At 68.9% G+C, this 18,565-nt stretch carries 17 protein-coding genes; 11 read left to right on the top strand and 6 right to left on the bottom strand.

All coding sequences use genetic code 11. The annotated features are described in order from the left end of the window. Positions 1-17: 17 nt before the first annotated feature. Positions 18-761, top strand: coding sequence for a transporter (locus DCN14_RS08840; RefSeq protein ID WP_096499808.1), 744 nt, complete (start codon positions 18-20; stop codon positions 759-761). A 77-nt stretch (positions 762-838) separates the two neighbouring features. Here the strand turns inward: DCN14_RS08840 and DCN14_RS08845 are convergent, their stop codons facing one another. Beyond that, positions 839-1,123 carry a transcriptional regulator gene (locus tag DCN14_RS08845; RefSeq protein WP_096499810.1) on the bottom strand — a complete coding sequence of 95 codons (285 nt, stop codon included), beginning with the start codon at positions 1,121-1,123 and terminating at the stop codon, positions 839-841. 59 nt (positions 1,124-1,182) lie between these two features. After that, positions 1,183-2,070 (bottom strand): LysR substrate-binding domain-containing protein, encoded by an 888-nt coding sequence (locus DCN14_RS08850; protein ID WP_096499812.1) that lies wholly within the window; start codon positions 2,068-2,070, stop codon positions 1,183-1,185. Between the two features lie 93 nt (positions 2,071-2,163). Here DCN14_RS08850 and DCN14_RS08855 point away from each other — a divergent pair, with 93 nt between their 5' ends. The 6 genes from DCN14_RS08855 (at position 2,164) to DCN14_RS08880 (ending at position 6,635) form a co-directional block, all read left to right on the top strand. Next, the gene (locus DCN14_RS08855; RefSeq protein ID WP_096499814.1) at positions 2,164-2,400 is read left to right on the top strand and encodes a hypothetical protein; all 237 of its coding nucleotides are present in this window, start codon (positions 2,164-2,166) and stop codon (positions 2,398-2,400) included. A gap of 195 nt (positions 2,401-2,595) precedes the next feature. After that, complete coding sequence (locus DCN14_RS08860) at positions 2,596-3,675, top strand: serine hydrolase (RefSeq protein ID WP_096499816.1); 1,080 nt, start codon at positions 2,596-2,598, stop codon at positions 3,673-3,675. Positions 3,676-3,719: 44 nt separating this feature from the next. Continuing rightward, positions 3,720-3,956: a hypothetical protein gene (locus DCN14_RS08865; protein ID WP_096499818.1), complete on the top strand. Its 237-nt coding sequence runs from the start codon at positions 3,720-3,722 to the stop codon at positions 3,954-3,956. 138 nt (positions 3,957-4,094) lie between these two features. Beyond that, positions 4,095-4,550, top strand: coding sequence for a MarR family transcriptional regulator (locus tag DCN14_RS08870; RefSeq protein WP_096499820.1), 456 nt, complete (start codon positions 4,095-4,097; stop codon positions 4,548-4,550). 70 nt (positions 4,551-4,620) lie between these two features. Then, a complete protein-coding gene (locus DCN14_RS08875; RefSeq protein ID WP_096499821.1) occupies positions 4,621-5,184 on the top strand; it encodes a cysteine hydrolase in 564 nt (187 codons plus the stop codon). Beyond that, positions 5,181-6,635 (top strand): DHA2 family efflux MFS transporter permease subunit, encoded by a 1,455-nt coding sequence (locus tag DCN14_RS08880; RefSeq protein ID WP_096499823.1) that lies wholly within the window; start codon positions 5,181-5,183, stop codon positions 6,633-6,635. The genes DCN14_RS08875 and DCN14_RS08880 overlap by 4 nt, the downstream gene beginning before the upstream one ends. 30 nt (positions 6,636-6,665) lie before the next feature. Here the strand turns inward: DCN14_RS08880 and DCN14_RS08885 are convergent, their stop codons facing one another. Next, entirely contained in the window at positions 6,666-7,265 is a 600-nt protein-coding gene (locus tag DCN14_RS08885; protein ID WP_096499825.1) for a LysE family transporter, read from the bottom strand. 96 nt (positions 7,266-7,361) lie between these two features. Here DCN14_RS08885 and DCN14_RS08890 point away from each other — a divergent pair, with 96 nt between their 5' ends. Further along, on the top strand, positions 7,362-8,237 hold the full coding sequence (locus DCN14_RS08890) for a LysR substrate-binding domain-containing protein (RefSeq protein ID WP_096499827.1): 876 nt from the start codon (positions 7,362-7,364) through the stop codon (positions 8,235-8,237). Positions 8,238-8,252: 15 nt separating this feature from the next. Here the strand turns inward: DCN14_RS08890 and DCN14_RS08895 are convergent, their stop codons facing one another. Continuing rightward, on the bottom strand, positions 8,253-9,971 hold the full coding sequence (locus tag DCN14_RS08895; RefSeq protein WP_096499829.1) for a SulP family inorganic anion transporter: 1,719 nt from the start codon (positions 9,969-9,971) through the stop codon (positions 8,253-8,255). 313 nt (positions 9,972-10,284) lie between these two features. Here DCN14_RS08895 and DCN14_RS08900 point away from each other — a divergent pair, with 313 nt between their 5' ends. After that, positions 10,285-11,520: a mechanosensitive ion channel family protein gene (locus tag DCN14_RS08900; protein WP_096499831.1), complete on the top strand. Its 1,236-nt coding sequence runs from the start codon at positions 10,285-10,287 to the stop codon at positions 11,518-11,520. A 52-nt stretch (positions 11,521-11,572) separates the two neighbouring features. Here DCN14_RS08900 and DCN14_RS08905 read toward each other — a convergent pair whose 3' ends face one another. Continuing rightward, positions 11,573-12,994, bottom strand: a complete 1,422-nt coding sequence (locus DCN14_RS08905) for a PLP-dependent aminotransferase family protein (protein WP_096499833.1) — start codon at positions 12,992-12,994, stop codon at positions 11,573-11,575. Between the two features lie 152 nt (positions 12,995-13,146). Between DCN14_RS08905 and DCN14_RS08915 the strand changes: the two genes are divergently transcribed. After that, positions 13,147-15,471, top strand: a complete 2,325-nt coding sequence (locus tag DCN14_RS08915) for an FdhF/YdeP family oxidoreductase (RefSeq protein WP_096499835.1) — start codon at positions 13,147-13,149, stop codon at positions 15,469-15,471. Between the two features lie 12 nt (positions 15,472-15,483). Continuing rightward, positions 15,484-16,404: a bestrophin family ion channel gene (locus DCN14_RS08920; RefSeq protein ID WP_096499837.1), complete on the top strand. Its 921-nt coding sequence runs from the start codon at positions 15,484-15,486 to the stop codon at positions 16,402-16,404. Positions 16,405-16,435: 31 nt separating this feature from the next. Here DCN14_RS08920 and DCN14_RS08925 read toward each other — a convergent pair whose 3' ends face one another. Further along, a complete protein-coding gene (locus tag DCN14_RS08925; protein ID WP_096499839.1) occupies positions 16,436-18,466 on the bottom strand; it encodes an FUSC family protein in 2,031 nt (676 codons plus the stop codon). Positions 18,467-18,565: the final 99 nt, after the last annotated feature.

Here is an 18,565-nt window from a genome sequence, read left to right on the forward strand (position 1 = left end):
GCACGACAGGTGACGTGATGAAAAGAATGCTCCCGCTCGCGGCCGCGAGCGCCCTGCTCGCACCGCTGAACGCCTACGCGGCCCATCCGCTCGTCAGCGACGACACGGGCACGCAGGGCAACGCGAACTGGCAGTTCGAGCTCAATGCCGAGGAAACCTCGAAACAGGACGAGAACGGCCGCCATCAATACTGGAACGCGACGCTCACGCGCGGATTCGGCGAACGCGTCGATCTCTACGTGAACGCGCCCTATACGCATCTGCAGACGCGCACCGACGACAACGGCACCGGGATCGGCGATGTCGAGATCGGCATGAAATGGCGCTTCGTCGAGCGCGGGCCGCTGTCGCTCGCGCTGAAACCGCAGCTGACGATGCCCACCGGCAACGACGGTCGCGGGCTCGGCACGGGCCGCGTCGGCACCGGCGCGACGCTGCTCGCGCAGGCCGACGTCGGGCGCGTGTCGCTGCTCGCGAATGCGGGCCTGGCTTACCAGCCGAATCGCCAGGGCGACCTGAGTTCAGCCTGGGCCGTGTCGGCCGCGGCGCTCGTCAAGGCGACCGACACGCTGCAGCTCGTGGCCGACATCGGCATGTCGCGCAATACGGAAAGCACAGCCGCCGCGAACCCGGCGTTCGTGATCGCCGGGGCGATCTATTCGCCAAAGAGCTGGCTCGATCTCGACGTCGGCTACCGGCATGGGCTGAACGATCAAACCTATCGTCACTCGATCATGGGCGGGGTAACGGCGCGATGGTGATGCGCGGCGATGGGTGATGATGCGCCGACGCCGCATGTCGAACCGCACTACGCAGGGCCGCTTTCGAGCGGCCTTTCTTATTTCGCGTCGTTCGCCCCGAACAGTTGCGCGCACACCGCACGCCCTTCGCCGGTCAACGCGGCACTGCCGGTGCCGTCTTCGTTCAGCGTCGTCGCGCTGAGGCCCGCGGCATCGAGCTGCGTCAGCACGCGGCGCAGCGTGCTCATCGGCAACTGCGTGCGCTTCGCGATCTTCGGCAGCGACCACGTTTTGCCGGCCGGATCGGCCGCGGCCTCGTTCAAGGTCGCGAGCGTCGCGACGAGTGCGGGATCGAGCGGGGAGTCGTCGGATTCTGAGGTCATCGGTTCGGGTTCGTGAGCCGGCGCAAGGCCGGCGTTCGGGAAAGACGCCATCGCGGACACTATACGCGCGCTTGCGCGCCCTTGATCGCGCTGCGCATGAACGACACGAAGCGCGTGGTGACGGGATCGTCGCGGCCGGACAACCATGCAAGCCCGACGCGCCACTTCGCATCCCGGCCGTCGAGCGGCAGCACGGCCGCGTCGCGCAGCAGGTATTGCGCATGCGACGGAATGAACGCGACACCGACGCCGGCCGCGACCGACGTCAGCACCGACTGCACATCCTCCGCCTGCTGCGTCACATGCGGCACGAAGCGCCGCTCGACGCACCATCGGTCGATCTGTGCGGCAAGCCCGGGGCCGCGCGCACGCTGCAGCGCGATGAAGCCGATCTCGTTGAGCACGTCGAGCTCGGCCGGCACGCGCTTGAAACCAAGATGCGGTGGCACCGCGAGCGCAAGCGCCTCGTCGATCACCTTGAACGACGACAGCCCTTCATCGGACGGCAGCCGCAGGAAACCGGCATCGAGCTTGCCCGCGCGCAGCCGGCGCGTCTGCTCGGACGACGACAGGTCGCTCAGCGTGACGGCAATGCCCGGATTGCGGCGACGGAATTCCGCGACGAGCTTCGGCACGAGCGTCAGCACCGACAGACAGATGCCGAGCCGCAGATGCCCGCGCTGCCCGCTGGTCGCTTCCCTCGCCCGCGCAAGGATCTCGTCGGCATCGCGTACGAGCGCCTGCGCGTCGGGCAGGAAGCGTTCGCCGAACGGCGTCAGCTCCGCGCCATGCCGCCCGCGCTCGAACAGCTTGCCGCCAAGGCTCGCTTCGAGTGCGCCGATCTGCTTGCTCAGCGCCGGCTGGCTCATGTGCAGCGTATCGGCCGCGCGGCTGAAATGACTGAGCTCGGTGACCGTCAGGAACGTGCGCAGCAGTTTCAGTTCCATTCTTCAAAGGAATCGTAACGATCAAAACATTCATTTTACTGATCGAACGGCGTGACGTTCAATACGGACATCCCCCTCCCGGAATTCACTGCCATGTGCATCGATCACGCGTCCGAGTGCCTGTCCGACATGTCGTGCGACACGATCGTCGCCGACGAATGCGTTGCCGTGCCCGAAACACCGACGCCCGCGCGCCGTGCCGCGCGCGCCGACGGACGCAGCCGCCGCCCGCGCTTCGGCGATGCGCTGAACGACACACCGCCGCGCCCGATGACGGGATCGATCGCGATCAGTTTCGCGGTCGTATCGCGACGAAACTGGCCGCGCTGAGCGGCGGCGCAGCACGCCCTCGGCCGACCGCGCGCGTCCGATCCTCAGCAAAAACCGCAGGAATCCGGCCATATCACGCGCGATTTCATCCGCATCCATCGTCATCGCCGCGCGATCGACCTTATAATTTCCCGCACCCGCTGACCGCCCACGCATTTCGCGCCGCCGCAACGCGCGTGAAAAGGAGACTTTCGCTTGACCGGCCTCATCGCGCGCCTGCCTCGCGCCCGGACGACCCTCATCATCGCCCTCTCGTTCCTGACACTCGCGTTCGCGGCGAACGCGTCCGCGCAGCGCGCGCAACCGAATCGCACCGCGTCACCCCATGCGCATGCGCAAGTCGTCAAGAAGAAACCCGCCCACCGCAAGCACAAGACCGTCAAGCATCGCCGCCCGCGCGCGAAGCATCATGCGGTCAAGCATCACGCCGCACCCGCGCCGCAACACCGGCGCGCGAAGCGCACGAGCGCGGTTCGTGCGCGCCCGGCCGCAAAACCGAACCTGCTCGCGAGTTGCGGCTACAGTCCACGCGCGGTGCGCTCGCTGCACTCACGCGCAGCCTACGTGCTCGACGTCGACTCCGGCACACCGCTGCTGGCGCGCAACGCACGCACCGTGCGGCCGATCGCATCGATCTCGAAGCTGATGACCGCCGTCGTCGCGCGCGACGCCGATCGTCCGTTGAACGGCGTGCTGCGCGTCACCGCACGCGACCGCGACACGATCAAGTTCACGGGTTCCCGGTTGCCGATCGGCGCCGAACTGTCGCGCCGCGAGATGTTCCATATCGCGCTGATGTCGTCGGAAAACCGCGCGGCGGCCGCGCTGAGCCGCGACTATCCGGGCGGACGCGCCGCGTTCGTGAAGGCGATGAACCGCGAAGCGCGCCGGCTCGGAATGCGCCATACGCACTTCCGCGAGCCGACCGGCCTGTCGCCGCACAACGTGTCGACGGCCGAGGATCTCGCGCGACTCGTCGGCGCCGCCGCACAGGATCCGCTGATCCGCTATTTTTCGACGGACACGTCGACGACCGTGCGGCCCGGCGACGGCGAACTGCTGTACGTGAATTCCGATCCGCTCGTCCGCTACGGCCGCCTGCCGATCCGGCTGCAGAAAACCGGCTTCATCAACGAATCGGGGCACGGCGTCGTGATGCGCATGCGCGTGAAGGGCCGCCGCGAAACGATCGTGCTGCTCGGCGCGCCGACGCGCGCCGGCGTGTCGAGCGATGCGCTGAAGATTCATCGCTGGCTGACCTGCTCGATCCGGTAAAGCCGCGCACGCAGCCGGCGCATTCGTCACGAAGGAGCGCTACGATGCAGCAGGAGTACCGTTTCAACGCGTTCGGGCGCCATCTCGCCGTGGTGCGTACGAACGACCGCTGGGCCGTGTTCGATCTCGGCGCCGAGGGCAAGCGGCGGCCGGCCAACCTGCAGATTCCGTCCGCGATCGCCGCGGACGAGCTCGCGCAATATCTCGGCGATCTGCTGCACGAGAACGCGTCGCCGCGCGACAACGACGTCGTGCCGATCGCGCCGCCGCGCCCCGCATAGCGCCCCGCCGTTCGCCACCGGCAGCCCGCCAGTCCGCCAGTCCGCGGCGATACGCGGTTCCGCCCGCCCGATCGCCGACGCATCGCGATCCACCTTTCAATTCGACAGTTAAACTTGCAAGTTTAACTGTCGTATTCTATGATCCGCCGCATGAACCCTCCCCGCACGTCCGGCGTTTCCGCCGAAGCCGTCGCCGCCGATCTGACCCTTGCAGTCGGTCAGCTCATTCGCCGGCTGCGCTCCGAGATCGAGTCCGAAGGGCTCGGCATGTCGCAGACGAGCGCGCTCGCGCGACTCGAGCGACAGGGCCCGATGACGACCGCCGATCTCGCCCGCGCCGAAGCAATGAAGCCGCAGTCGATGAAGGCGATTCTCGCGAGCCTCGAGGAAGACGGGCTCGTCGAACGCGAGCCGCATCCCACCGACGGCCGCCAGATCCTGTTCCTGCTGACCGCGGCCGGCGTCGCGGCGCGGCGCAAGCGCGATACCGCGAAGCACAAGTGGCTCGGCGCCGCGATCGAGAAGCTCGACCCCGAAGACATCCGTACGCTCGCCGCCGCGATCCCGCTGATCCGGCGCATCGGCGAGCAGTAATTCCCGCCGGCGTGCGGCGCGGCATCCGCGTGCACGCTTTCCTTCGCCCCATTCACGGAGCATCCGTCTCATGAGCACAACCCGTCTCGACACGAACACGGCGCTCGTCGTCATCGACCTGCAAAAAGGCATCGTGACGCTGCCGACCTCCCATCCGGTCGCCCCGGTGATCGAACGCACGCGCACGTTGCTCGACGCATTCCGCCGCCGCGGCCTGCCGGTCGTACTCGTCAACGTCGCCGGCGGCGCACCGGGCCGCACGCAGCAACCGCCGCGCAAGGACCCGTTCCCGGCCGACTGGGCCGACCTGATCCCCGAACTGGACCGCCAGCCCGGCGACCACGTCGTCACGAAGAAAACCTGGGGCGCGTTTACCGGCACCGATCTCGACGCGCACCTGAAGGCGGCCGGCGTCACGCAGATCGTGCTGACCGGGATCGCGACCAGCATCGGCGTCGAATCGACCGCGCGCCAGGCGCACGAACTCGGCTACAACGTGACGCTCGCCGTCGACGCGATGACCGACCTGAACGCGGATGCGCACACGAACAGCATCGAACGCCTGTTCCCGCGCCTCGGCGAAACGGGCTCGACGCAAGACATCCTTGCGCTGCTCGACCAGCGCGGCGCGTGAGCGACCCGCACGCGCAGCCGTCGCCGGGCCGCGCGACCGGCCGGCTCGCCCCGTCGATCTGGAAGGTCAGCGCGGTCGCGACGCTCGGTTCGCTGCTGTCGCAGCTCGACGCGACGATCGTCAACGTGTCGTTGTCGAGCCTCGCGACCGACCTGCACGCAAGCCTGTCGACGATCCAGTGGGTGACGAGCGGCTACCTGCTCGCGCTCACGCTGGTGTTGCCGCTGAACGGCTGGCTGGTCGATCGCATCGGCGCGAAAGCGTTGTACCTGTGGTGTTTCTCCGCGTTCACGCTGACGTCGGCGCTGTGCGGGCTCGCGTGGTCCGCGCCGTCGCTGATCGCGTTTCGCGTGCTGCAAGGCGTCAGCGGCGGGCTGCTCGCGCCGATGGCGCAGATGATGATCGCGCGCGTGGCCGGCCAGCAGATGGCGCGCGTGATCGGCTATGCGGCGGTGCCCGTCCTGATCGCGCCGATCCTGGGCCCCGTCGTCGCCGGTGCGATTCTGCAGCACACGTCGTGGCGCTGGCTCTTTCTCGTGAATCTGCCCGTCGGCGCGCTGGCGCTCGCACTGGCCGTGTGGTTCCTGCCCGGCGACCGCGAGGAAACGCAACGGCGAGCGCTCGACTGGGTCGGCCTTGCGCTGCTGTCGCCGGCGCTCGTGCTGTTCCTGTACGGCGCCGAGCGGATCGACGCCGCACTCGGCATCGCGGCGATCGCATGCTCGGCGCTGCTGCTCGCGGCGTTCCTGCGCGTCGAACGGCGCAAGGGCGAGCACGCGCTGATCGATCTCGCGCTGTTTCGCTCGCGCGTGTTCGGCGCGGCGGCCGGCACGCAGTTTCTGTCGAACGGCACGATCTACGCGGGCCAGATGCTGATTCCGGTGTTCCTGATCGACGCATGCGGCCGCTCGCCCGGCGAGATGGGGTGGCTGCTGGCGCCGCTCGGGCTCGGGATGCTCGTCACCTATCCGTCGATGGGCGCGCTGACGAGCCGGTTCGGCGTGCGCCGGCTCGCCGCCGCCGGCGCGATGCTTGCGCTCTTCGCCACGCTGCCGTTCGTGTATCTCGCGCTGACCGGCTACGATCCTTACGTGCTCGTGCCCGCGCTGTTTCTGCGCGGGATGGGCCAGAGCGCGATCGGCGCGCCGTCGATTTCCGCCGCGTATGCGTCGGTCGACCGGCGCAACCTGCCGATGGCGACGACGTCGCTCAATATCGTCCAGCGGCTCGGCGGCCCGACGTTCACGACGATATGCACGCTGTTTCTCGCGTGGCGGCTGCACGTGGAATCGGCGTCGACCGGCGGCACGCCTGGCGCCGCGTACGCGTGGGCGTTCGGCCTGCTTTGCGCGCTGCATGCGGCGAGCTTCGTCACGACGCTCCGGTTGCCGCTGTGGTCGAGCGGCGCAGGCGGAGCGCGTACAAGCCATGCGCGGGCCGGTTCGCGCTGAGCGGCGGGGCTGCGCGTTGCGCGCGCCCCGCTACGGCAGCCACATCGGCACGATCGACGCCGCGAGCAACAGCCCCAGCCCGGCATTCACGCAACGCCACTGCCGCTCGGTGCGCAGCACGCGTGCGAACAGCAACCCGGCGCAACACCAGAGCGACAGCGACGCCATCGCGGCGACGCCGAACGCGACGCCGAGCAATGCGCCGAGCGTCACCGGGCCGGAAGCAAGCGCGGCGAACGACGCGGCCGCGCCGAGCGTCATCGCCCAGCCTTTCGGGTTGTGCCACAGCATCCACACGCCGCTGACGAATCGCTGCGGCCGCTGCACGGCGGTGTCGAAGCCGGGCTTACCGCCGCGCCCGATGCGCACGGCCAGCCACAGCAGATACAACGAGCCGAGCACCTTCATCGCGAGCTGCAGCGCGGGCAGCGCCAGCAATACGCTGCCGAGCCCGGCCGCCGCCGCGGCCGCCATCGACGCAAGGCCGGCCGCGATGCCCGCCATCATCGGCAACGAACGCCGGTAACCGAAATGCGCGCCCGACGCGGTCGCAAGCGTCGTCGCGCCGCCGGGCGTCCCGGTGGATACGATCACGAAAAGCATCAGCGGCAGGTAGTCGCGAAGCAGCACGAGGGCTCCCGGTCATCGTCGTCGAAACCCCGTTTTTACCCGCGCCCGAAGCATTACGACAGCGAAAGCTTTTTATCCCTGTCATTAGCATCCATAATGCGATGCATGGTACGCAACCTCGACATCGCCCTGCTTCGCGCCTTCGTCACCGTCGCCGATCACGGCAGCATGACGGCGGCGAGTCGCGCGCTGCACCTGACGCAAGGCGCGGTCAGCCAGCAGGTCGCGCGGCTCGAAACGCTGTCCGGCCCGCTGTTCGTGCGCGAGCATCGCAACCTGCTGCTCACGGCGGATGGCGAGCGGCTGCTCGGGCAGGCGCGCCGGCTGCTCGCCGCGCACGATGCGCTGCTGGCCGACATGACGGCCGGCGCGATGGAAGGATCGGTGCGCGTCGGCGCACCGCAGGATCTCGTCGGCAGCTGCCTCGCGCCGATTCTGAAAGGCTATGCGCAAGCGCATCCGCAAGTCGCGCTGTCGCTCGTGTGCGCGGCGTCGCCGGAACTGCGCCGCGCGCTCAGGCAGGGCGAGATCGACGTCGCGCTGATCGAGGCGCCGGTCGGGCAACCGGGCGGCGAATGTGTCGCCGTCGATCGTCTGGTGTGGGTCGGTGCGAAAGGCGGCGCCGCGTATCGGCGCACGCCGCTGCCGGTGTCGATGGTCGCACAAACCTGCGCGTTCCGCCCGACCGTGCTCGACACGCTGCGGGAATGCGATCGCGCATGGCGCACGCTGTTCGAGAACGGCAGCCTCGACGCGACGGCCGCAACCGTGCGCGCCGATCTCGCGGTGACCGTCTGGCTCGCATCCACCGTGCCGGCCGATCTCGACATCCTGCCGGCCGACAGCGGCCTGCCCGCGCTGCCGAACTTCGCGATCAACCTCCATCTGCCGCGCGGCCAGCACACGCCGGCCGCCGCCGAGCTGGCCCGCCACTTGCGCAACGGCTTCACGCGCCTGCGCGCAGCCGCCTAGGCTTCGCACTGCGCGCTACACCACGCCCGGCTCCTGCGGCGTCGCCGCCATGCCCGCGGCCTCCAGCGCCTGGTGCAGCGTCGGGAAAATGCACGACGCCCCGACGATCGCCGTGATCCGGTGACGTTCCATGTCCGCGTGCAGATAGCGGTTCACGCGCCCGAACAGCACGCCGATCCGGCGGTCGTGCAGCGCGTTGACGAGATCGGTCACCGTGCGCGCGGCCGAGTAGTCGAGATCGGTGATCGCCCCCGCATCGACGATGAACCAGCGCAGCGGCGCGGGCGCCGCGTCGACGAGCGCGGTCACTTCGGCGGCGAACCGATGGTCGTTCGCGAAGAACAGGTCGGAGCCGAACCGGTAGACGATCAGCCCGGGCGCCGTCATCGCGCCGGGCCGCGACGGCACCGGCTGCCAGCGCCCGTTGCCTTCCACGGCCTCGAGCACCATCGTATGCGGCTGGTAGCTGTGCCGTACGTGCCGCATCAGCGACAACGCGACGGCCAGCAGGATGCCGTGCTCGACGCCGACCGTCACGACGGCCACGGCGGTGATGAGCGCGAGCGTAAATTCGCCGGGGCTTTCCTTGCGGATCGCCGCGAGGCTGCGCACGTTGATCAGCCCGAGCGCGATCGTGAACACGATGCCGGCCAGCACCGCATGCGGCAGGTACTGCAGATACGCGCTCAGGAACAGCAGCACGACCGCGACGACCGCGGCGAACGTCAGGTGCCCGATCTGGCTGCGCACGCCCGCGCCGTCGGCCATCGCGGTCTGCGTCGGACTGCCGTTCACGACGAACGCGCCGCCCACCGCCGCCGCCGCGTTCGCGGCCGCGAGCCCGAGGATGTCGGCGTTGGTGTCGACGTCCTCGCCATACTCTTGCGCAAACACGCGCGCCGCCGCCGCGCTCTGCGCGACGATCATCACGAAGCACGACGCGGCAACCGGCACGAGATCGAGGAACTGCTGCCACGTGACGGACGGCCAGCGCAGCGGCGGCAAACCGCCCGCGACCGGCCCGAGCACCTCGATGCCGCGCGTGGAAAAGCCGAATGCATAGCTCGCGGCGATGCTGCCCGCAACCGCGATCATCGGCATCGGCACGCGCGGCAGGCACCGCTTGCACGCGAGAATCGCGACGACGACGAGCACGGCCAGCGCGAGCGTCGGCCGATGCGCATGCGCCGCATGCGTGATCACGTAGTCGAGCTGGGCGACGCTGCGCGACGCCGGATACGGCACGGCCAGGCCGAGCATGTCGCCGAGCATCGCGATCGACACCTGCACGCCGACGCCCGCGAGAAAACCGACCAGCACCGTGCGCGACAGGAAATCGGCGAGAAAGCCGAGCTTGAAGATACGCGCGAGCAGCAGCATCGCGGCCGTCAGCAGCGCGACCATGCCGGCCAGCGCCACATAGTCGGCGCTGCCGGCGGGCGCCATCGACGACAGGCGGCTCGCGAAGATCGTCGCGGTCGCGGAGTCGGCGGCAACCACCAGATGGCGCGATGCGCCGAAGCAAGCGAACGCGATGAGCGGCAGGAACACCGTATAGAGGCCCGTCACGGCCGGCATGCCGGCGATGCGCGCATAGCCGAGCACCTGCGGAATATCCATCGACGCGAGCGACATGCCCGCGAAGACGTCGCGGATCGCCGTCGCACGGTGGACCGGAAGAATGCCCTTCAGCAGCCGCAGCCCAGGCGGCCGGCTTTCGTTGGAATCTTGCATGCGTGAAATGCGTGAAATACGAGGATTGTGTGGGTTGCGTGAGCGCCGTGAACGACGTGAAAACGCGGTTCGCGAAGTCGTTCGCGCATCGTGCCCCGAGCGGGCATCCCGTGGCAAGTACACAGTATGTTGCGCGGCGCGCGCCCGAAAGATGCCCGCGCAACGGTGAGGATCTTCGGGAGCCGTGCGGCGCATTCGCGGCACGCGTCCGGAACCCGATGGCACAATCACGGTCCCTTTCATGTGCCCTTCACCGGGCACACGCCGCGTCGCGGCGCCGATTCAATGCACGAGAAGGACCCAAGCTGCCCCTATGACCCTGAACGAACCCTGGTTTGCGCCGCTCGTCGGCGCCCTCATCCTCATCGCCGCCGCCGGCGTGATCACCGCCGCCGTTCATTTCCTGCTGTTTCGCGTGGTCGCGCGCATCGCACGGCTGTCGGCCACCCGCATCGACGACGCGCTGTTCCAGTTCGGCGCGTTCAAGTGGCTGAACCGCATCGTCCCGTTCGTCGTGATCAAGCTCGGGCTCGGCACGGTGCCCGGCATCCCGGCCACGGCCGTGCAGGCCGCCGACAAGGTGCTGTTCGCACTGATCGCGTTCCTCGTGTCGATGACGATCAGCGCGACGCTGTCCGCGCTCGAACACGCGCATCGCACGAGCCAGCGCGACCAGCCGCGGCTGTCGCTGAAAGGCGCGATGCAGCTCGTCAAGCTCGTGATGTTCATCACGGCCGCGCTCGTCGTGATCGGCGACGCGACCGGCAAGCAGATCGGCCTGCTGCTGTCGGGCATCGGCGCGATGTCGGCCGTGCTGATGCTGATCTTCAAGGACACGCTGCTCGGCCTCGTCGCGGGCGTGCAGCTGTCGTCGAACGACATGCTGCGGATCGGCGACTGGATCACGATGCCGTCGGCGGGCGCGGACGGCACCGTCATCGACATCACGCTGAACACCGTCAAGGTCGCGAACTTCGATCACACGATCATCACGGTGCCGACGTGGAAGCTGATCACCGAGAGCTACCAGAACTGGCGCGGGATGACCGAAGCCGGCGGACGCCGCATCAAGCGCGCGCTGTTCGTCGACGCGACGAGCGTGCGCTTTCTCGACAACGACGAGATCGAGCGGCTCGAACGCCTGACGCTGCTGAAGGACTATCTGGAAGACAAGGTCGACGCGATCTCGCAATGGAACGGCACGCTCGGCGCGGCCGGCGAATGCCCGGCGAATCGCCGCCAGTTGACGAATCTCGGCACGTTCCGCGCGTATGTCGCGAACTACCTGAAGGGGCATCCGCGGATCCGCCGCGACATGACGTGCATGGCGCGGCAACTGCCGCTGACGGCCGAAGGCATTCCGCTCGAACTGTACTGCTTCACCGACACGACGACATGGGTCGACTACGAGGCGATCCAGTCCGACCTGTTCGATCACCTGATCGCGGTGCTGCCGGAATTCGGGCTGCGCGTGTACCAGCACCCGTCGGGCTTCGACATGCGCAGCATGGCCGGCGCCGCGCAGCGCGAACTGCAGCGCGCAGCGTGATGCGTGCCGGCGGCGGCCTGCAGCGGGCCGCCGCCGGCTACCGTCGCGCCGCTCACCGCCCCGCGCACTCCGACGCGAGCCGCCCGAGCACCTTCAACGCATCCTCGATCTGCCGCGACCACGGATAGCTGTAGTTGAGGCGGATGAAATGCCGGTAATCGTTCGTCGCCGAGAACATGTGGCCGGGCCCGACCGTGATCCGCTGCGCGAGCGCGAGCGCATATAGCTTCATCGCGTCGACCTGCGGCGGCAGCTCGACCCACAGCACGTAGCCGCCCTGCGGCTGCGACAGCCGCGTGCCTTCCGGGAAGAAACGCCGCACCATCGCGCTCATCAGGCTCGCCTGCTGCGCATACTGCTTGCGCATCCGGCGCAGGTGGAAATCGTAGCCGTCGTATTTCAGGTATTCGGCGATCGCGAGCTGCTCGATCGCCGGCGTCGCGAGCGTGTTCAGGAATTTCAGCTTCTCGACCTGGTCGCGATAGCGCCCGGGCATCGCCCAGCCGATCCGGTAGCGCGGCGACAGGCTCTTCGTGAACGACGCGCAATGCAGCACGAGCCCGTCGCGGTCGTACGACTTCAGCGCGCTCGGCGTCGTGTCGCCGAAATGCAGCTCGTGATAGACGTCGCTCTCGATCGCGGGCACGCCGTGCTTCGCGAGCAGCTCGACGAGCGCGCGCTTGCGTTCGTCGGGCATCTGGAAGCCGAGCGGGTTCTGGAAATTGGGCATCACCATGCACGCGGCGATGCGCTCGCGCTCGAGAATCCGTTCGAGCGCGTCGAGATCGATGCCGTCGCCCGGGTGCGTCGCCACTTCCAGCGCGCGCATGCCCATCCGCTCGATCGCGTGCAGCATCGCGTAGAACGTCGGCGACTCGACGGCGATCGTGTCGCCCGGCCGCGCGACGGCCTGCAGGCACAGGTTGATCGCCTCGGTCGCGCCGATCGTCATCACGATCTCGCCCGGCTCGATCGCGATCCCGCGCTCCGCGTAGCGCCGCGCGATCTGGCGGATCAGTTCCTGGTTTCCCGGCGGCAGGTCGTCGATCACGCCCCAGCGCGTGCGGCGGCGCCCGATCGCCTGCGCGTAGCGCGCGAGACGCTGCACCGGGAACTGCGACGCATCGGGATACGGCGAGCCGAGCGGCACCGCGTCGTCGCGCGCGATCGAGCGCAGCGTCGACAGCACGAGCCGGCTCACGTCCACCGCCGACGGCTCCGCGGCCGGCGCGGACGTGTGCAGCTCGGCCTCGGCCGGCGCCGCGACGCGCGCCCGCACGAAATAACCCGACTGCGGCCGGCTCTCGATCAGCCCGCGGCTCTCCAGCACGAGGTACGCACGCAGCACGGTCGTGACGCTGAGCTGCTGCTGCCGGCCCGCCTGCCGCACCGACGGAATCCGCTCGCCGGGCCGGTACACGCCGCGTTCGATCTGCGCCTGCAGCTCGTCGGCCAGTTGTTCGTAACGCTTCACGCGCCTCCCTTTCAACTTCCCTTCAACAACACAGTTGCGCTCCGCACTGCCTGAATCGTCGCAACTGTACTCTTTTTTGAAGCGAAGAGGTGTACACACAGCGGCCGCAGCGCCGCGCGTACTCTCCATGCATCGACCCTGACACACGCATCATGAAAAAGAAATCCGCCGCCGCGCGCATCGAACCGTATCACCACCCGGCTGCCGGCTGGGGCGCGCTGAAAGCCGTCGCGATCAACCTGATCAAGGAAAAGGTCACCGGCGGCAACTACCGCACGCTGCTGCGCCAGAACCAGCCCGACGGCTTCGACTGCCCGGGCTGCGCATGGCCCGACCGCCAGCACGCGTCGACGTTCGAATTCTGCGAGAACGGCGTGAAGGCCGTGGCCGCCGAGGCGACGAGCAAGCGCGTGACGCCCGAATTCTTTGCCGCGCACACGGTCACCGAGCTGCTCGAACAGACGGATTTCGAGCTTGAACAGCATGGCCGCCTGACCGACCCGATGGTGTACGACGCACAGACCGACCGCTACGTGCCGATCGCATGGGACGACGCGTTCGAGCTGATCGCGCGCCACCTGCGCGCGCTGCCGGACCCGAACCAGGCCGCGTTCTACACGTCCGGCCGCGCGAGCAACGAAGCCGCGTTCCTGTACCAGCTGCTGGTGCGCCTGTACGGCACGAACAACTTCCCCGACTGCTCGAACATGTGCCACGAGGCGACGAGCCGCGGGCTGCCGGCATCGGTCGGCGTCGGCAAGGGCACCGTCACGCTCGACGATTTCGAGCACGCGGACACGCTGCTGATCTTCGGCCAGAACCCGGCCACCAACCATCCGCGGATGATGGGCGAACTGCGCGAATGCGCGAAACGCGGCGCGACGATCGTGTCGATCAACCCGCTGAAGGAACGCGGGCTGGAGCGCTTCGCCGATCCGCAAAGCCCGCTCGAAATGCTGACGATGTCCGGCACGCAGATCGCGTCGAGATTCATCCAGCCGACGATCGGCGGCGATTTCGCGCTGATCAAGGGGATGGCCAAGCGCGTGCTCGAACTCGACGATGCCGCGCGCGCCGCCGGTGCGCCGCGCGTGCTCGACACCGCGTTCATCGGCGAGCACACGGCCGGTTTCGATGCGTTCGCCGACGATCTGCGCAACGAAAGCTGGTCCGCGCTGACCGCCGAAAGCGGCGTGCCGTACGAGCAGATCGACGGCCTCGCGCAGCTCTATGCGCGCAGCGAGCGCGTGATCGCGACGTGGGGCATGGGCATCACGCAGCACAAGCATTCGGTCGCGACCGTGCAGATGCTGACCAACCTGATGCTGATGCGCGGCAACATCGGCCGCCCCGGTGCCGGCCTGTGCCCGGTGCGCGGCCACTCGAACGTGCAGGGCAACCGCACGGTCGGCATCGAGGAAAAGCCGTCGCAGGCGTTCCTCGACCGGCTCGGCCAGGTGTTCGACTTCGAACCGCCCCGCCACCACGGCTACGACGTCGTCGAGACGATCGAAGGGATGCTCGACGGCCACGTGAAGGTGCTGATCGGCCTCGGCGGCAACTTCGCGATGGCGACGCCGGACACGCCGCGCACGTGGGAAGGCATGCGCCGCTGCGATCTTTCGGTGCACATCACGACGAAGCTGAACCGCAGCCACCTGATCCACGGCCACGACGCGCTGATCCTGCCGACGCTCGGCCGCACCGAGATCGACCTGCAGGACAACGTGCCGCAAGGCGTGACGGTCGAGGACTCGATGAGCATGGTCCACGTGTCGTACGGGATGAACAAGCCCGCTTCCGCGAACCTGATGTCGGAACCGGCGATCGTCGCGCACATGGGCCACGCGCTGTTCGGCAGCGGCAAGATCGACTGGCTTGCGTACAAGGACGACTACGCGAAGATCCGCGACGCGATCGAAGCGACCTTCGACGGCTTCTACGACTACAACACGCGCATCGCGCGGCCCGGCGGCTTCCACCTGCGCGTCGCGTCGCGCGACCGCGAATGGCTGACGCCGACGGGCAAGGCGAACTTCATCGCGCATGCGCTGCCGACCGACACGCCGATCCAGCGCGCCCGCGCGCTGCACGGCGAGCGTCTGATGACGCTGATGACGACGCGCTCGCACGACCAGTACAACACGACCGTCTACGGGCTCGACGACCGCTATCGCGGCGTGTACGGCCAGCGCCGCGTGGTGTTCGTCAACCGCGACGATCTCGCGATGCTCGGCCTGCAGGCCGGCGAATGGGTCGACATGGAAACCGTGTGGCACGACGGCATCGAACGGCGCGCGGACGGCTTCCTGCTCGTCGAATACGACATCCCGCGCGGCTGCATCGGCGCGTACTACCCGGAAACCAATCCGCTGGTGCCGCTCGACAGCGTCGGCGACGTGTGCAACACGCCGACGTCGAAGTCGGTGCCCGTGCTGCTGCATCGCGCGGCCGCGCCGGTGCCGGCCGCCGCGTGACGGAGCGCCGCGATGATCGTTCGGCCTCGCGAGCACTGGCTGCGCATGCTGCTCGTCTGGAACGGTTCGGTGCTGCCGACCATCCTGCCGCAGCTCGTGCTGACGCTCGCGATCAGTCTCGTCGCGGTCTGGGGCGGCGGCCGCGTGCTCGGCGAGAAGGTGCCGCTGAACCCGACGCCGTTCACGCTGATCGGCCTCACGCTCGCGATCTTCGCGGGGTTTCGCAACAACGCGAGCTACGAACGCTACCGCGAGGGGCGGCAACTGTGGGGCGGCGTGCTGACCGCCTCGCGCACGCTGGTGTCGCAGGCGCTCTGCTATGGCGCGGTCGATGACGACGACGCGTCGCGGCAGGCGTTCGTGCGCAAGGTCGTCGCGTTCGTCTATGCGCTGAAGCACCAGTTGCGCGGCACCGATCCGCTCAACGACCTGCGTGCGCTGCTCGACGGCGATACCTGCGCACGCATCGCCGCCGCGCGGTTCGCGCCGGTCGCGATCGTGCACGAACTGCGCGAGGCGTTCGCCGCGCGCGCCGACGCGGGCCGGCTCGCCGATACGCGGCTGTGGATGCTCGACGCGCGCCTCGAAGACCTCGTGTCGATGGTGAGCGGCTGCGAGCGCATCGCGTCGACGCCGATCCCGTTTTCGTACGACGTGCTGCTGCACCGGACCATCTACGCATACTGCGTGCTGCTGCCGTTCGGCCTCGTCGATTCGATCGGTGCGGCCACGCCGTTCGTCACCGTGTTCGTCGCGTATACGCTGATCGCGCTCGACGCCATTGCGCATGCGATCGCCGAGCCGTTCGGCGACGGCCCCAACCATCTCGCGCTCGACGCAATGACGCGAACGATCGAGCGCACGCTGCTCGAACTGAACCGCGAGCCGCTGCCGGCGGAAGTGACGCCGGGCCCGGCGTATCGGCTCACCTGACCGGGCCGGCGGCCCGCCCGAGCCGCGGCGTTCAGTCGTCGTGTCCGCGCAGGAAATGGCCGTGCGCGGCGGCGGCATCCGCGATCCGTCGCAGCAGCACGATGCCGCGCAGCAATGCGCGGCCGCCGTCGCTGTCGATATCGGCCACGCGTCGCTGCAGTACACGCGCCGCGGCGTCGCAGGTCCGTTCGAGCCGCGCGAAATCCGCCCGCGCGACACGGCCGCGCACCGCGGCCGCCGCACGGCGCACCGCCGGCTCCCGCGCCGCCAGTTCCGCGAGCGACAACAGGCTGTCGCCGATTCCCCAGGTCGCGAGCAGCTCGCGCATGTCGCGCTCGATCCGCGTCTGCGGCACGCTGCCCGCGAACCCGAGCTCGCGTCCGAGCCGGTCGGCGGTGCGGCTCAGCCACGCGCTTGCCGACCAGTTGCGCGGGTTGCGGGCGATATCGGTCAGATCGCGGCGCACCGCGCGATGCAGACGCCGCCGGCTCGTGCCCGGATCGCCGGGAAACACCAGTGCGAACACCAGCACGCCGAACGCGATGCCGAGCAGCGTCGAGAGTGCGCTGTTCAGGAACGCCGCATCGCCGATGCGGGCGGTATTGTCCGGCGACGTGAAATTCCAGAAGAAGATCGAGAACGCGCTGCCGAGCGCGGCCGTGCGCGGATGGCGCAGCGCGAGGCCCGTGCCGATCATGAACACGCCGATGATGTACGCGAGCATCTCGAAGCCCGACACCGCGGGCAGCAGGACGAAGTTGCAGACCACGCCCGCCACCGCCGCGCAGGCCGCGCCTTTCAGGAAGCCCATGGCGGCCCGGGCCGAATTCGGGCGGGTCGAGAACAGCGCGCCGACCACGGCCGTGATCGCGACGAAGCCGGCGCCCGACGGCCACGCGGTGACGATCCAGATCGCCGAGGCGACCAGCACCGCGATGAATGCGCGCATGCCGTTGTGAACCGCGAGCACCCCGTCGCGATGAAACGCGTAGCGGACCCGCGACGGCGGCGGAACCGGCAGGTCGATCCGCGCCTTGCTCGCGTACGCACGGTCGAACCCCGCGAGCAGGGCATCGAGCCGGTCGAGCGTAAGCAGGCGCGAGGCGTCCGAGCCGGCCGGCTCGGCGGCCTCGGCGCGCAGTGCGTCGTCCACGCGCGCACGCAGCGCCGCCATGTCGGACCCCGCCTCACCGGACGCGGCCACACCGTCGAGCACGCGCGCGGCATCGGCGACGAGCGGATCGGGCACGGCGCCGCTGCGCGCCGCGTGCGCGTCGAGCGCCTGCCCCGCCGCATGGGCCGCCAGCACGCCCAGCACCGCCGCGCGCAAGTGGCCGATCGCGTTGCGCACCGGCGGCGCGCCGGCGGCGGCGTATTCGGCCGCGGTGTCGAGGTCGAGCGCTTCGGCGAAGAGCCGGTGAACGGCCGCGCCGTTCGGCTCGCGACGCAACGCTTCCGCGCCGACGGCCACCGCACGCGCGAGATAGCGGGCGAGCCGCGCACGAACATCGCGCAGCGGCGACCCCGGCGCGAACACGGTTTCGAACGCCGCGCCGCACAGGATGCCGACCACCACGTACAGGAACCGCGCGGTCGCGATATCGAACGCGTGCTGCGGCGCGGACGCCGCATCCATCGAGATGATCGCGGCCGTGTAGCCGGCAAGCACCGCCGCGTACGCACGGAAATTCCGCAGAAACGTCGCGACGCCCGCGCACAGGCCGATCCACGCGGCCAGCGCCAGCAGGAACAGCTCGGGGGTCTGCGCGAACGCGCCCGTCAGCGCGAGCGCGACGGCCGCGCCGATCGCGGTGCCGAGAATCCGGTACTGGCTCTTCGACAGCCCCATTCCGCGACTGCCCTGCGCGACGATCCATACGGTCGACGCGGCCCATTTCGGGTCGTCGAGATTCATCCGGAACGCGATGTACAGCGCGAGCAGCGACGCGGCCGTGTTGCGCAGCGCGAAGCCGAGCGCGCCGGGCGGCAACGCAGGCCATGCGTCGCGCAACGCGGTGCGCACCGCCGCGAACGGCGGCAGGCTGGGGAGAGCGAATTTCATCCGGCGAGCATACGGTCGCGCGGCGGCGGCCACTACGGCCTGCACGGGATGCGTTATTGCAGCGGGCGGGATAATCACGCGGTCGACATGAAACGATTC

Origin of the sequence: Burkholderia sp. IDO3 (genome assembly GCF_003366075.1) — a bacterium.
GTDB lineage: Bacteria > Pseudomonadota > Gammaproteobacteria > Burkholderiales > Burkholderiaceae > Burkholderia > Burkholderia anthina.